This window comes from Nocardioides sp. W7, from assembly GCF_022919075.1.
GTDB lineage: Bacteria > Actinomycetota > Actinomycetes > Propionibacteriales > Nocardioidaceae > Nocardioides.
This window is the reverse complement of record NZ_CP095078.1, coordinates 4,040,437-4,054,423: the sequence shown is the minus strand read 5'-3', so window position 1 is coordinate 4,054,423 and position 13,987 is coordinate 4,040,437. Positions and strand designations below refer to the sequence as shown.

Genomic DNA, 13,987 nt, shown 5'->3' with positions numbered 1-13,987 from the left:
CTGTGAAGCTCGTCGTCACCGCGGAGGAGCGCGATCTCGCCGCCAGCCTCCGTGACCTGTTCGCCACGCACTGCCCACCGGAGCTGGTCCGGTCGCTGCGCGAGAGCGGCACGAACCGGTTCCCCGAGAAGCTCTGGGCGGCCCTGGTCGCCGCCGAGGTCCTGGCCCTGCCCTTCGACGAGGAGGTCGGCGGTGCCGGCGGCACGGTCGACGACCTCGCCGTCCTGTACGCCGAGGCCGGGCGGGCGCTGTGCCCCACGGTCGTGCTCAGCACCCTCCACCTCGGCCTCGCGGTCGCCGCGCTCGGGACCGCGGAGCAGCAGGCGCGCGTGCTGGCGCCACTGTGCCGCGGCGAGCTGCGCGGGGCGGTCGCCCTGGCCAGCCCCTACGACGTCGCCGACGTGCGACCGTCACTGACCGCCGAGCTGCTCGCCGACGGTGCGGTCGCCGTGAGCGGGCGCCTCGACCACGTCCTCGACGCCGACCTGGCTCACCGGGTGCTCGCGACCGCGACGCTCCAGACGTACGGCGAGCCGGACCGGGTCGTCGGCCTCCTGGTCGACCCGCGGGCCGATGGGGTCACGCTGACGGCGCTCCCGACGAGTGACGGCGACCGCCTCCAGCAGCTCGACCTGGGCCACGTGCTGGTGCCGGCGGCCGACGTCCTCACCGGGGCCGACGACGCCGGCCTGGCGCCCGACCGCGTGCGTGGAGTGGCCCTGCTGGTCCGCGCCCTGCAGTGCGTGGACATGGTCGGCGGCGCCGGCGCGGTGCTGGATCGCACCGTGGCCCACACCCGCGGCCGCGAGCAGTTCGGCCGGCCGATCGCCTCGTTCCAGGCGGCCCAGCACCTCGTGTCCGACATGCACATCGCGGTGCAAGGAGCCCGACTGGCCGCGCGCAGCGCGGTCTTCTGGCACGGCCGGGGCCGACCCGCGGTGCGGGAGACGGCGGTGGCGGTGCTGCACGCCGCGTCCGCGTACCGGCGGGTGACCCTCGACGGTCACCAGCTGCACGGCGGCATGGGCTACGTCGTGGAGACCGACCTGCACCTGTGGTCCGAGCGGGCTCGCCTGCTCGGCACCCTGGGCGGCGGCCCCGACGTCGCCGGCCGCTGGCTCGAGGAGGAGATCGGCCTTGACTGACCAGGTGCTCTCGGGGGTGCGCGTCCTCGACCTCTCGCGCTGGGTCGCGGGCGAGTACGCCACCAAGCTCTTCGCCGACTTCGGCGCCGACGTCGTCAAGGTCGAGAAGCCGGGGGAGGGCAGCCTGACCCGGCGCTGGGGCCCGTTCCCGGACGACCGCCCCGACCCCGAGCGCAGCGCGCTCTTCCTGCACCTGAACACCAACAAGCGATCGGTCGCGCTGGACCTGCAGGACGCGGCCGACCGCGAGCTCCTGCTCCGGCTGGTGCGCGACGCGCACGCCGTGGTCGAGTCGTTCCGCCCGGGCCACCTCGAGCGGCTCGGACTCGGCCCCGAGGTGCTGCGCGCGGCCAACCCGCGGCTGGTCGTGACCCGGATCAGCGCCTTCGGCCAGACCGGTCCGCGTCGCGACCACGAGGCCAGCGGGCTGGTGCTCCAGGCGGCCGGCGGGCCGATGCACGCCACCGGCCAGGCGGACCGCGCGCCGCTGCGCAAGCCCGGCCTGCTGGAGCACTACACCGTCGGCCGGACCGCCGGGCAGGCGACGCTCGCCGCGGTGCTGGGCGCCCGACGGACCGGGCGCGGGGCGACGATCGACGTCTCCGGGCAGGAGGTGCTGCTCGCCGGCGCGGACCGCCGGGCGTCGTACCTGCTCTCGGCGTCGTACTCCGGCATCACCGCTCCCCGGGGCGCCCGCAGCCCGCACCGGCACGGCGCCACCTTCACCGGCCCGTTCCGCGCGGCCGACGGGTTCGTGATGGTCTACGTGACCAACCAGGCCTTCTGGAACCGCTTCGTGCACCTGGTGGGTGCCGAGGCCCCCGACTTCCGGGATCGGTTCCTGGACCGGCAGACGGTGGCGGGGGAGGACCGCGAGGACTTCCTGGCCCACGTGGCGGACTGGATCGCCGCCCGCCCCAAGGTCGCGATCATGGAGGCGGCCGAGGCCGCGCGGATCCCGGTCACCGCTTACCTGTCGGTCTCCGAGGTGCTCGCGCACCCGCACTTCCGGGAGCGGGGCGCCTTCGTGGCCGCCGACCACCCCCGCGCCGGCCGGTTGGAGTACGCCGGCCCGCCGTGGCGGATGGAGCGCGGCTACGAGCTGCGCACCCCCGCCCCGCTACTGGACCAGCACGGCGCCGAGGTGCGCCACGAGGCGAGCCTGGAGGCGACCGCATGAGCACGGACGCGCACGAACTGCCGCTGTCCGGGATCCGGGTGGTCGACCTGACCGTCGTCTGGTCGGGCCCGGGGGCGACCGCGCTGCTGGGCGACCTCGGCGCGGAGGTGATCCGCGTGGAGGGCAACGACCGGCTCAGCCGGCAGGTGTCGTCGAAGGTCACCAAGGAGTCCTTCGAGAAGACCGGCTACCACGGCGGCACCTACCCCGACAAGGACCCGGGCGAGCGCCCCTACGACCGTTCCGCGCTCTTCAACTGGCACGCCCGCAACAAGCTGTCGGCCTGCATGAACCTGGACACCCCGGAGGGCCATCGCGCCTTCCTGGACCTGGTCCGGGTGAGCGACGTGCTGGTCGAGAACAACTCCAACGGGGTGCTGGAGAAGCTCGGCATCGGCCACGAGCGGCTGCTCGAGGTCAACCCGCGCCTGGTCGTGGTCCGGATGCCGCCGCTCGGCATGACCGGGCGGATGAGCGACTACCTCGGCTACGGGCCGAACTTCAACAGCCTGGTCGGGATCGCGGCCATGGACGGGTACGAGGGCGAGGACCCCGACTCGGCCGGCGAGAACTACCACATGGACGAGGCGGCGCCGGCCGGCGTCGGGTTCGCCGTACTGGCCGCGCTCTGGGATCGCGAGACGACCGGGCGCGGCGGGCTCGTGGAGTTCGCCCAGGCCGAGAACGTCATGGCCGAGGTCGGCGAGCTGTTCCTCGACCACCAGCTCAACCACCGGGACCCGCCGGTGCTCGGCAACGCCGACCCGTGGGCGGTCCAGGACGTCGTCCCGGTCGCCGGCGACGACCGCTGGGTCGCGATCACCGTGCGCGACGACCGCGACTGGCGCGGCCTGCTCGCCGTCCCGGGCTTCGGGGGCGGCCCCGGGCTGCCGGGTGTGGACGCCGACGGCGCCGCACTCCGCGACCGCAGCGCCGAGATCCGCGCGGCGCTCGCCGACTGGTGCGTCGAGCGCGAGGCCGAGGACGTGGTCGAGACCCTGCAGCGCGCCGGCGTGCCGGCCGCCGAGGTGGTCAGCGAGCCGCAGCTGCTCGACGACGCGCACCTCGAGGCCCGCGGCTGGTGGCAGGAGCGCAGCCACCCGGCGATCGGCACCCATCGTTACCCCGGACACCCGTGGCGCAGCGACGACCTGGACCTCGCGTTCGGCCGTCCCGTCCCGGGCTTCGGCGAGGACAACGAGCACGTGTACCTGTCCGTCCTGGGCTGGTCCCGGGCGGAGTACGACGACCTGGTGGCGCGCGGTCTCGTGACCGACCACCAGCTGGCCTGAGCGGCCTGAGAGGGAGAGACATGACCCAGCAGACACAGGTGCCGGACCTGATCCCGGCCGCGGCCGCCGCCCAGGTGGGGGAGGTCGTCTCGCGGGCGACCGGCGAGGTGGTCCGGCGCGACTGGCAGCGGTGGGCGCTCGCGGTGGGGGACCGGAACCCGCTCTGGTTCGACACCGAGCACGCCCGCGCCCACGGCTACGACGACGTGGTCGCGCCGCCGCTCTACCTGCAGTACGCCGTCCTCGGCGTCACCCCGCTGGACCGGCTCCGGGCCGACGGGTCCTCCGGGGCCGCCAACGGGAACCTGGCGTTCCCGGACGCCCCGCGGCGGATGGCCGGCGGGGAGAGCACCACGTTCCACCGCTCCTGCGGCCACGGCGACGTGGTGACCATGGAGCGCCGGGTGGAGTCGATCGTGCAGAAGCAGGGCCGCAGCGGCCCGTTCGTGCTCGTCACCTGGCGCACGACCTACACCGACCAGCGCGACGAGCTGGTGGCCGAGGCCACCACCTCGATGATCGCGCGCCCGTGAGGAGCACCCCTGTGAGCACCACCGTGAGCACCGAGCAGCTGCACTTCGAGGACGTCGCCGTGGGCGAGGAGCTCCCGAGCCTGGACGTCGTCGTCGACGAGACGCAGATGTTCTTCTTCAGCGCGGCGACCTACAACGGTCACCGCATCCACTACGACAAGGAGTGGGCCCGCGACCGCGAGGGCTACGACGACGTGCTCGTCCAGGGTCCGCTGCAGTCCGCGCTGCTGGCGCAGGCGGTGACCGACTGGATCGGCGGTGCCGGCCGGCTGGTGTCGTTCGCCGCCCAGAACCGCGCCGTGGCGTTCCCCGGCCAGCCGCTGTCCTTCGGCGGCCGGGTCACCGCGACCCGGATCGAGGACGGCCGCGGCCTGGTCGAGCTGGAGATCGCGGGCCGCCGTGGCGACGACGTCCTGATGCCGGGCAGCGCGACCGTCTCCCTGCCGCTGCGCGGGGACACCGCGTGAGCGGCCTGCGCGGCGAGGCCGCGATCGTCGGCATCGCCGAGCTGCCGGCGGAGAAGAAGCAGAGCGGGCCGGCGACGTTCACCCTGGACCAGTACGCCCGGCTGGCCAAGCTCGTCCTCGACGACGCCGGGCTGCCGGCGTCCGTGGTCAACGGCCTGGTCACCCACGGCGTCCAGGAGTCCGACATGTTCGCGCCCGCGACGTTGTCGGAGTACCTCGGCCTGCCGCTGGACTTCGGCGAGCGCGTCGACCTGGGCGGGGCGACGTCGGCGGGCATGATCTGGCGCGCCGCGGCCGCGGTCGAGCTCGGCATCTGCGACGCCGTGCTGTGCGTCGTCCCCGGCTCGCTGATGCTGCCGCGGTCCACGCGGACCCCGGGGCCCTCGACCCCGCCCTGGTACGGCGCGTCCAGCGGCAAGTACGGCTCGCCCCAGGCGGAGTTCGAGATCCCCTACGGCAACGTCGGGCAGAACGCGCCGTACGCCCAGATCGCCCAGCGGTACGCCGCGGAGTTCGGCTACGACCCGCGGGCCACCGCCAAGATCGCCGTGGACCAGCGCACCAACGCGTGCGCGCACCCGGGCGCCGTCTTCCACGGGAAGCCGCTGACGGTCGAGGACGTGCTGGCCAGCCCGGTCATCGCGGACCCGATCCACATGCTCGAGGTCGTCATGCGGGTGCAGGGCGGCGCCGCGGTGCTGGTCGCCAACGCCGACCTGGCCCGCCGCTCGCGCCACCGCCCGGTCCGGATCACCGGCTTCGGCGAGCACGTCGCGTTCAAGACCCCGACGTACGCCGACGACCTGGTGCGTACGCCGATCGCTCGGGCCGCGGACCGGGCCTTCGCGATGGCCGGGCTCGACCGCGAGGACGTCGACATGGCCTCGATCTACGACTGCTACACGATCACCGTGCTGATGAGCCTGGAGGACGCCGGGTTCTGTGCCAAGGGCACGGGCATGCAGTGGGTGACCGAGCACGACCTGACCTTCCGCGGGGACTTCCCGGTGAACACCGCGGGCGGGCAGCTGTCCTTCGGGCAGGCCGGCATGGCGGGCGGCATGCACCACGTGGTCGACGCCGCGCGCCAGGTGATGGGTCGCGCGGAGCAGGCGCAGGTCGCCGACTGCGACACCGCGTTCGTCACCGGCAACGGCGGCATCATGAGCGAGCAGGTCGCCCTGCTCCTGCAGGGGGAGTGAGATGACCCAGCCCACCACCGAGCCCGTCACCGAGCCCAGGCCGCTGCCGGAGCCGACGCCGGTCTCCCAGCCGTTCTGGGACGCGCTGCGCGAGCACCGGATCCGGATCCAGTGGTCGCCGTCCGGACAGCAGTGGGTGTTCTACCCGCGCCTCCTGGCCCCCGGCACCCTCGCCGACGACCTGGAGTGGAAGGAGATCTCGGGCCGCGGGACGCTGTACACCTTCACCGTCGCGCACCGCCCGACCGCGCCGCCCTGGGCCGACGCCGTGCCCCAGCTGCTGGCCGTCGTCGAGTGGGACGAGGGCCCCCGGGTGAGCACCGAGCTGGTCGGGGTCGACCCCGCCGACGTGCGCGTCGGCATGCGCGTCGCCCCCGTGTTCCACGACGACCCCGACAGCGGCACCACGCTGCTGCACTACCGACCGGAGGACGATCACGATGGCCGAGCATGACCTGGTAGTGCGTGGAGGGACCCTCGTCGACGGCTCCGGTGCGCCACCGCGCACCGCGGACGTGGCGGTGCGCGACGGCGTGGTGGTCGAGGTGGGCCGGGTCTCCGGCAGCGGGCACCGCGAGGTCGCGGCCGACGGGGCGCTGGTGCTCCCGGGGTTCGTCGACGTGCACACCCACTACGACGGGCAGGCGACCTGGGACAGCCGGCTGCAGCCGTCGTCGTGGCACGGCGTCACCACGGTGGTCATGGGCAACTGCGGCGTCGGCTTCGCGCCGGCCGTGCCCGCGGACCACGCCCGGCTGATCGCGCTGATGGAGGGGGTCGAGGACATCCCGGGCGTCGCGCTCACCGAAGGGCTGGCCTGGGACTGGCAGTCGTTCCCCGAGTACCTCGACGCCCTGGAGCGCCGACCGCACGACCTCGACTTCGCGGCCCAGGTGCCGCACGCCGCGCTGCGGGTGCGGGCGATGGGCGACCGCGCCGCCGCGCACGCCCTGGCCACCGACGAGGAGATCGCGCTGATGGCCAAGCTCGCCGCCGAGGCGATCGAGGCCGGCGCCCTGGGCTTCACCACGTCCCGGACTCTCAACCACAAGACCCGGGCCGGCGAGCTGACCCCGTCGTACGCCGCCGGCCGCGACGAGCTGGTCGCGATCTCCCGGGCCGTGGGCGCGACCGGCCAGGGCGTGCTGCAGCTGGTCACCGACTGGGACGACGACACGATCGAGACCGACTTCGACCTGATCACCGCGATGGCCGCGGCTGCCGGACGGCCGATGTCCTTCTCGCTGGCGCAGAGTCCGTCGTACCCCGACCGCTTCCGGAAGGCGTTGTCCTTCCTGGAGCGGGCCAACGCCGAGGGCCACCGGATGCGCGCCCAGGTCGCGGCCCGGGGCATCGGCATCCTGATGGGCCTGGACTGCACGCTCAACCCGTTCGCCGCCAACCCGGCCTGGCTGCGGATCTCGCACCTGCCGGTCGCCGAGCAGGCCCGCGCGATGCGGGAGCCGGCCCTGCGCGAGGAGATCCTCGGCCTCGGCATCGTGGACGCCGCGAACATCATCGGCGGCGCCCTGCTGGCCCGCTTCGAGATCATGTTCGAGCTGACCGACCCCCCGAACTACGAGCCCGACCTGTCGATGACCATCGCCAACCGGGCCGCGGCCCGGGGGATCACGCCGCTCGAGCTGGCCTACGAGATCCTCATCTCCGACGACGGTCGCGGCATGTTCTACCTGCCGTTCACCAACTACGTCGACGGAGCGCTCGACGGGTGCGCGGAGATGCTCGGTCACGAGTTCACCATCCCGGGCCTCTCCGACGGCGGTGCCCACGTCGGCACCATCTGCGACGGCTCGTTCCCGACCACGCTGCTGCAGCACTGGGTGCGCGACCGCGGCACGTTCCCGGTGGAGATGATGGTCGCGCGGCAGGCGCGTGCCACCGCCGAGGCCGTCGGGCTGCTCGACCGTGGCCTGCTCACGCCGGGCCACAAGGCCGACCTGCTCGTGGTCGACCTCGACGGGCTGCACCTGCACAAGCCGGAGATGCACCACGACCTGCCCGCCGGTGGCCGACGCCTCCTGCAGCGCGCCGACGGCTACCGGAACACGTTCGTCTCCGGGGTCGAGACCTACGTCGACGGCGAGGCCACCGGCGAGCTCCCCGGGCGTCTCGTGCGCGGCGGTCGGTCGGGACCGTCCGACGCTGCGCGCTGACCAGGACAACGATGTGATAACTAGTTGCCACATGCTTCCCGGGAGTATGCCTAACCGATATAGTCCCGGATGTGGCGCCCCTTACAGATGGGGTCGCTCGACCAGGAGGATGCGATGAAGCGACGCAGGAACGTGCTGCGGCCCGCAGTGGTGATGGTGGCGACGTTGTCGCTGCTCGTCGGCTGTGGTGGGGACGACGACTCGGACGGGGGAGGCGGAGGTGACGCCGAGACCAGCGGGGAGTTCGAGTACACCGAGGGCATGGTGGGCGGCGAGGACCCGGGCGGCGACCCGAAGTCGGGGGGCCAGCTGAGCTATGCGATGTACTCCGAGCCCCGCAGCCTCGACCCCGCGGTCTCGATCGCGGCGGTGACGACGGGCGGCACCGAGATGGCCGCCATCTACGACGTGCTGCTGCGCTACGACACCGAGTCCCAGGAATTCGTCCCGCAGCTCGCGGACTCCATCGAGGCCAACGCCGAGAACACGGAGTGGACCCTCACCCTGCGTGACGGGGTGACCTTCTCCGACGGCACCCCGCTCGACGCGGCGGCCGTCAAGGCCAGCCAGGTGCGGTACTCCTCGGCGCGCGCCCCGGAGGCGGCCCTGTGGAACGACAACGTGACGTCGATCGAGGCCCCCGACGACAAGACGGTCGTCTACTCGCTGAACAAGCCGTGGACGATGTTCCCGGCGATGCTCGCGTCCGGCCCCGGCATGATCGTCGGCGCGGCGGCCGGTCCGGTCGGCGAGGGCTTCAAGCCCGTCGGCGCCGGCCCGTTCACGTTCGTGCACCAGCGTGCCGGCGAGGAGGTGCTGCTCGAGGCCAACGAGGACTACTGGAACGAGCGGGCGAACCTCGACGAGCTGCGGTTCGTCTACCTCGGCGAGCAGACCACGATCGAGGACTCCTTCAACAGTGGCAGCGTCGAGATGGCGTTCTTCCGTGACCCCGACGTCGTGGACGGCGTGCTCGAGGCGGGCCACCGCGGCTACTCCAACCTGGTGGCCGTGAGCGACACCGCGCTGATCAACGGCGGCGAGGGCAGGCCCGGCTCGGACGTCCGGGTGCGCAAGGCGATCCAGATGGCGCTCGCGCCGGACATGGTGCGCCAGCGCGTGTACGACGGGCACGGCATGGCCAGCACGCTGCTCTTCCCCGAGTACTCCCGCTGGTTCACCGAGGGCGTCAAGGGCATCGAACCCGACCCCGAGGGTGCCAAGAAGCTGCTCGAGGAGGCCAAGGCTGACGGGTACGACGGCAAGATCGCCTACCTCGACGCGAACACCTCGGCCGCTCGCGACACCGGTCAGGTCACCAAGGCGGCCCTCGAGGCGGTCGGTTTCGAGGTCGAGATCGAGATGCTGCCGACGGTCACCGACCTGATCAACAAGCTCGCGGTCGAGAAGGACTACGACCTCGCCGGCTGGGGCATCAACTACCGCGAGGGCGACCCGTTCTCGAAGCTCTACGCCTCGTTGCACAGCACCGGCACCCAGACGTACGGCATGCCGACCAGCCCGGAGATGGACGCGGCCCTGGAGGAGTTCCAGGGTGCGGCCGACCAGGACGCTCAGCGGGCGGCGATCGTCAAGATCCAGGAGGCCTGGAACGAGAACGTCCCGTTCCTGGCCTGGATGCCGATGGCCGAGCTCACCGCCTGGAACGACGACGTCCACGGCGTCAAGGGCGCGGCCAACTCGATCGTGCTCCTCGACGAGGCGTGGATCGGGTGACCCTCACCGGCTGAGCCGGACACCCGTACGCCGAACGCCGCCCGGCGGACCGACCAGGTCCGTCGGGCGGTGTCGCGTCCGGGGCCACCCGAACGTCTTGACCATCAGGTCGGCAGGCCGGCGCGACGGCGAAGGGCCCCCGATCCGCTCTGCGGATCGGGGGCCCTTCGCCGTTCAGCGGTGCTGGGATCAGCCGATCACGAACCCCGGGTAGCCGTCGCGGGCGACCTGGTCGCACCGGGCGCGGTAGTTGCCGACGCCGCCGATGTAGGGCAGGAACACCCGCGGCTTGCCCGGGACGTTCGCGCCCATGTACCAGGAGTCGGTGCGCGGGTAGAGCGTCGCGTTTCCGGCGAGCTGGACGTGCTCGGTCCACTCCTTCTCGGCCCGGTCGTCGGCCTCGACCAGCGGGGTGCCTCGCTCCTGCAGGTGGGCGAGCAGGTCGGCGACCCACTCGACGTGCTGCTCGATCGAGACGACGGCGTTGCTGAGCGCCGAGGGGCTCCCGGGGCCGGTGAGCGTGAACATGTTCGGGAAGCCGGAGACCCCGATCCCGAGGTAGCTGCGCGGCCCGTCGGCCCAGGCCTCGCGCAGCGTCCGGCCGTCGCGACCGCGGAGGTCGATGCCCAGCAGCGGGCCGGTCATCGCGTCGTACCCGGTGGCGTAGACGAGGTCGTCGAGCTCGTGCTCCACGCCGCCGGCGACGACGCCGGTGCGGGTGATCCGCTCGATCGGCGTGCGCCGCAGGTTCACCAGCGTCACGTCCTCGCGGTTGAACGTCGCGTAGTAGTCGGTGTCCAGGCACGGGCGCTTGGTGCCGTAGGCGTAGCCCTGCGGCATCAGGTCCGCGGCGACCTGCGGGTCGCGGACGATCTCGGCGATCCGCTGCCGCACGAACTCCGCAGCGGTGTCGTTGGACTCCTCGTTGCGGACCAGGTCGTTGTAGGCCTGCAGGATCCCGGTGAGGGTGCCCTCGTCCCACCGTTCGCGGTACTTCGCCTCGCGCTCGGCCTCCGACACCTCCAGGGCGCTCTGCGTCGGGGGCTCGAGCAGGATGCCGTACGACGAGCTGCGCAGCTCCTCCTTGATCGCCGCGTGGTCCTCGCGCAGGCGAGTCACCTTCGCGGCGTCGGGCGCCCCGTTCTTCGCCGGGAGGCTGAAGTTCGGGGTGCGCTGGAAGACCGTGAGGTGCGCCGCCTGCTCGGCCACCAGCGGGATCAGCTGGATGCCGGAGGACCCGGTGCCGATCACGCCCACCCGTCGGCCGGTGAAGTCCACAGGCTCGTGCGGCCAGGCGCCGGTGTGGTACGTCGGGCCGCCGAAGTCGTCGCGGCCCTCGATCTGGGGCAGGTTGGTGCTGGAGAGCAGGCCGACGGCGAGCACGAGGTACGTCGCGGACAGCTGCTCGCCCGCGTCCGTGGTGACCGTCCACCGGCCGGCCGGCTCGTCGAGGTGCGCGGAGAGCACCCGGGTGTCCAGGGTGATGTCGCGCCGCAGGTCGAAGCGGTCGGCGACGTGCTGGAGGTAGGACAGGATCTCGGGCTGCGCGGCGTACCGCTCCGACCACTCCCACTCGCGGGCCAGGTCGGCGTCGAAGCTGTAGGAGTAGAAGACGCTCTCGATGTCGCAGCGGGCGCCCGGGTAGCGGTTCCAGTACCAGGTGCCGCCCACGTCGGAGCCGGCCTCGACGACGCGGACCGACAGGCCCTCCCCGCGCAGCCGGTGCAGCGCGTAGAGGCCCGCGAAGCCGGCGCCCACGACGACGGCGTCGACGGTGGTGGCGGCCTCGGGGGCGCGGGGGGTGGCTGGGTCGGTGGTGCTCATGCATGCTCCTCGGTGGGCGGGGTCGGACGGGGGTCGGCGAGGTACCGGTCGAGCTCGGCGGCGACGTGGTCGAGCGCCTCGGCCGCGGCCGGCAGCAGGCCGACCATGGTGAAGAAGCCGTGCATCTGGCCGGGGAAGCGGCGGCACGAGACGGGCACGCCGGCGGCGCGGAGGGCCTCGGCGTACGCCTCGCCCTCGTCGCGGAGCACGTCGTGCTCGGCCGTGAGCACGACCGCGGGCGGCAGCCCGGCCAGGTCGTCGGCCCGGGCCGGTGAGACGTCGGGGTGGTCGCGGTGCTCCTCGGGCACGTAGTGGTCCCAGAACCAGCGCAGCGTGTCGCGGTTGAGTGCGAGCTGGTTGGCCGGGTCGGTGTACGACGCGTTGTCGAAGTCGTGGTCGACGACCGGGTAGACCAGCACCTGCAGCGCGATCGGCGGGCCGCCGGCGTCGCGGGCGTGCCGGGCCAGGATCGTCGCGAGGTTGCCCCCGGCACTGTCGCCGGCCACCACGAGTGGCGCGTCGGCGCCCGCGAGGTCGACGACGTGGTCGCTCACCCAGGCCAGCAGGTCCCAGGCGTCCTCGACCGCGGCGGGCCACGGGCTCTCCGGAGCGAGCCGGTAGCTGCCCAGCACGACGGTGCAGCCCGTGCGGTGGGCGAGCTCGCGGCCGAGGGTCTCGTGCTCGGCCGGCGAGCCCACGACCCACCCGCCACCGTGCAGGTAGAGCAGCACCCCGCGGGGGGACGCGGGCGTGATCACGCGCGCCGCCAGCGAGCCGGCCCGGGTCGGCACCGTGACGTCCTCCGAGCGTGCCGGCTCCGGGCCGGGCGGGTAGAGGGTCGCCAGCCCGGCCAGCCGGGCCCGGGCCTCGGCGGGGGAGACCTCGTGCATGGGCGGACCACCAGCGGCGGCGAGCTGCTGGAGCAGGGCGATGGTGGCGGCGTCGAGGGCCATGGATCCTCCGGGGTGGTGGGCGTGGGTTAGCCGCGCGGCGGGGGCTGGATCGACTTGATCTCGAGGAACTCCTCGAGGCCGAAGCGGCCGTACTCGCGGCCGAGGCCGGACTGCTTGTAGCCGCCGAACGGCGCGAGCTTGTTGCCGTTGATGCCGTTGACGTGCACGGTCCCGGACCGGATCCGGCGGGCGACGGCGAAGGCGCGGTCGGGATCGGCCCCGAACACCCCCGCCGAGAGTCCGTAGTCGGTGGCGTTGGCCAGCCGGACGGCGTCGTCGTCGCCGCCGTGCGTCTGGATCGCCACCACCGGTCCGAAGACCTCCTCCCGGCCGATCGCCATCTCGGGGGTGACCCGGCCGAGCACGACGGGTCCGAGGTGGAAGCCGCGCTCTGGCCGGGCCGGTGCGGGATCGCCGTGGACGACCTCGGCGCCCTCCTCGACGGCGCGCGCTAGGTGGCCCGCCACCCGGTCCCACTGCACCTCGGACGCCAGCGGTCCGAGGTTCTCGCCGGGCACGAACGCCCGGGCGGTCTCGCTCGCGAGGGCGACCGCGTCGTCGTACCGCTCCTCGGGCACGACCAGCCGGGTCCAGGCGGCACACGTCTGGCCGGTGTTCATCAGGCCGAAGCCGACGCTGGTGCGCACCGCGCGCGCGAACGCCTCGTCGTCCAGGTCGTCGAGCAGGACGCTGGGGGACTTGCCGCCGAGCTCCAGCGCCACCCGCTTGATGGTGCCGGCGGCGTCGCGCTGGATCGAGCGCCCGACGGCCGTGGAGCCGGTGAACGACACCATGTCGACGTCCGGGTGCTGGGCGAGCGCCGACCCGAGCACGCTCCCGCGACCCGGGAGCAGCTGCAGCCACCCGGCCGGTACGCCGGCGTCGCGCGCCGCCTCGACGAGCAGGTACGCCGTGAGCGGGGTGGTCTCGGCCGGCTTGAGGACGACCGGGCACCCGGCCGCGAGGGCCGCGCCCACCTTGGCCAGGGCCTGGTGCAGCGGGAAGTTCCACGGCGTGATCGCCGCGACCACCCCGATCGGCTCCCGCGCGATGGTCGAGTCGCCCAGCGGCTCGTCGAACGCGTACCCCTCCAGCACGTCGGCCGTGGTGGCCAGCGTGGCCAGCGGCATCCCGACCTGGACCTGCCGCGCGAACGCGGCCGGCGAGCCCATCTCGGCCGACATCGTGTCGGCGAACAGGTCGGCGCGCTCGGAGATCCGGTCGTGCAGCGCCCGCAGCGCGGCCACCCGGGCGGCGACCGGCCAGGCCGGTCCGTGGTCGGCGACCCGCCGCGCGCCCGCGACCGCGCGGTCCACGTCCGTCGCGTCCGCGAGACGCACGGTGGCGTGCACCTCGCCGGTGCGCGGGTCGACCAGCTCGAGGCGTTCCTCGCCGTGCGGCTCGACCCACTCGCCGTCGATGTGGATCCGATCCCTGGTCTCCATGGCATGCCCCTTGACCCGTACGATGTATTAGGTTG

General features: G+C 73.2%; 12 protein-coding genes. 9 read left to right on the top strand and 3 right to left on the bottom strand.

Translation table 11 applies throughout. The features are described 5' to 3' along the window. Positions 1–2 precede the first annotated feature (2 nt). From MUB56_RS19165 to MUB56_RS19125, 9 genes are all read left to right on the top strand, one after another. A complete protein-coding gene (locus MUB56_RS19165) occupies positions 3–1,145 on the top strand; it encodes an acyl-CoA dehydrogenase family protein (RefSeq protein WP_244928606.1) in 1,143 nt (380 codons plus the stop codon). Next, positions 1,138–2,325 carry a CoA transferase gene (locus tag MUB56_RS19160; RefSeq protein WP_244928605.1) on the top strand — a complete coding sequence of 396 codons (1,188 nt, stop codon included), beginning with the start codon at positions 1,138–1,140 and terminating at the stop codon, positions 2,323–2,325. Before MUB56_RS19165 ends, MUB56_RS19160 begins: the two co-directional genes overlap by 8 nt. Continuing rightward, the gene (locus MUB56_RS19155) at positions 2,322–3,617 is read left to right on the top strand and encodes a CoA transferase (protein WP_244928604.1); all 1,296 of its coding nucleotides are present in this window, start codon (positions 2,322–2,324) and stop codon (positions 3,615–3,617) included. Before MUB56_RS19160 ends, MUB56_RS19155 begins: the two co-directional genes overlap by 4 nt. A gap of 20 nt (positions 3,618–3,637) precedes the next feature. Beyond that, positions 3,638–4,150, top strand: a complete 513-nt coding sequence (locus MUB56_RS19150; RefSeq protein ID WP_244928603.1) for a MaoC family dehydratase N-terminal domain-containing protein — start codon at positions 3,638–3,640, stop codon at positions 4,148–4,150. An 11-nt stretch (positions 4,151–4,161) separates the two neighbouring features. Continuing rightward, complete coding sequence (locus tag MUB56_RS19145; RefSeq protein WP_244928602.1) at positions 4,162–4,617, top strand: MaoC family dehydratase; 456 nt, start codon at positions 4,162–4,164, stop codon at positions 4,615–4,617. Beyond that, positions 4,614–5,819, top strand: coding sequence for a thiolase family protein (locus MUB56_RS19140; protein ID WP_244928601.1), 1,206 nt, complete (start codon positions 4,614–4,616; stop codon positions 5,817–5,819). The genes MUB56_RS19145 and MUB56_RS19140 overlap by 4 nt, the downstream gene beginning before the upstream one ends. Position 5,820: 1 nt before the next feature. After that, a complete protein-coding gene (locus MUB56_RS19135; protein WP_244928600.1) occupies positions 5,821–6,273 on the top strand; it encodes an OB-fold domain-containing protein in 453 nt (150 codons plus the stop codon). Beyond that, a complete protein-coding gene (locus tag MUB56_RS19130; protein WP_244928599.1) occupies positions 6,260–7,993 on the top strand; it encodes an amidohydrolase family protein in 1,734 nt (577 codons plus the stop codon). The genes MUB56_RS19135 and MUB56_RS19130 overlap by 14 nt, the downstream gene beginning before the upstream one ends. Positions 7,994–8,107: 114 nt before the next feature. Then, the gene (locus MUB56_RS19125; protein WP_244928598.1) at positions 8,108–9,730 is read left to right on the top strand and encodes an ABC transporter substrate-binding protein; all 1,623 of its coding nucleotides are present in this window, start codon (positions 8,108–8,110) and stop codon (positions 9,728–9,730) included. A 189-nt stretch (positions 9,731–9,919) separates the two neighbouring features. Here the strand turns inward: MUB56_RS19125 and MUB56_RS19120 are convergent, their stop codons facing one another. The 3 genes from MUB56_RS19120 to MUB56_RS19110 are packed head-to-tail and all read right to left on the bottom strand — an operon-like array spanning position 9,920 to position 13,952. Further along, a complete protein-coding gene (locus MUB56_RS19120) occupies positions 9,920–11,554 on the bottom strand; it encodes an NAD(P)/FAD-dependent oxidoreductase (protein WP_244928597.1) in 1,635 nt (544 codons plus the stop codon). Further along, positions 11,551–12,507, bottom strand: coding sequence for an alpha/beta hydrolase (locus tag MUB56_RS19115; protein ID WP_244928596.1), 957 nt, complete (start codon positions 12,505–12,507; stop codon positions 11,551–11,553). The genes MUB56_RS19120 and MUB56_RS19115 overlap by 4 nt, the downstream gene beginning before the upstream one ends. Positions 12,508–12,533: 26 nt before the next feature. Then, positions 12,534–13,952 (bottom strand): aldehyde dehydrogenase family protein, encoded by a 1,419-nt coding sequence (locus MUB56_RS19110; RefSeq protein WP_244928595.1) that lies wholly within the window; start codon positions 13,950–13,952, stop codon positions 12,534–12,536. Positions 13,953–13,987 lie beyond the last annotated feature (35 nt).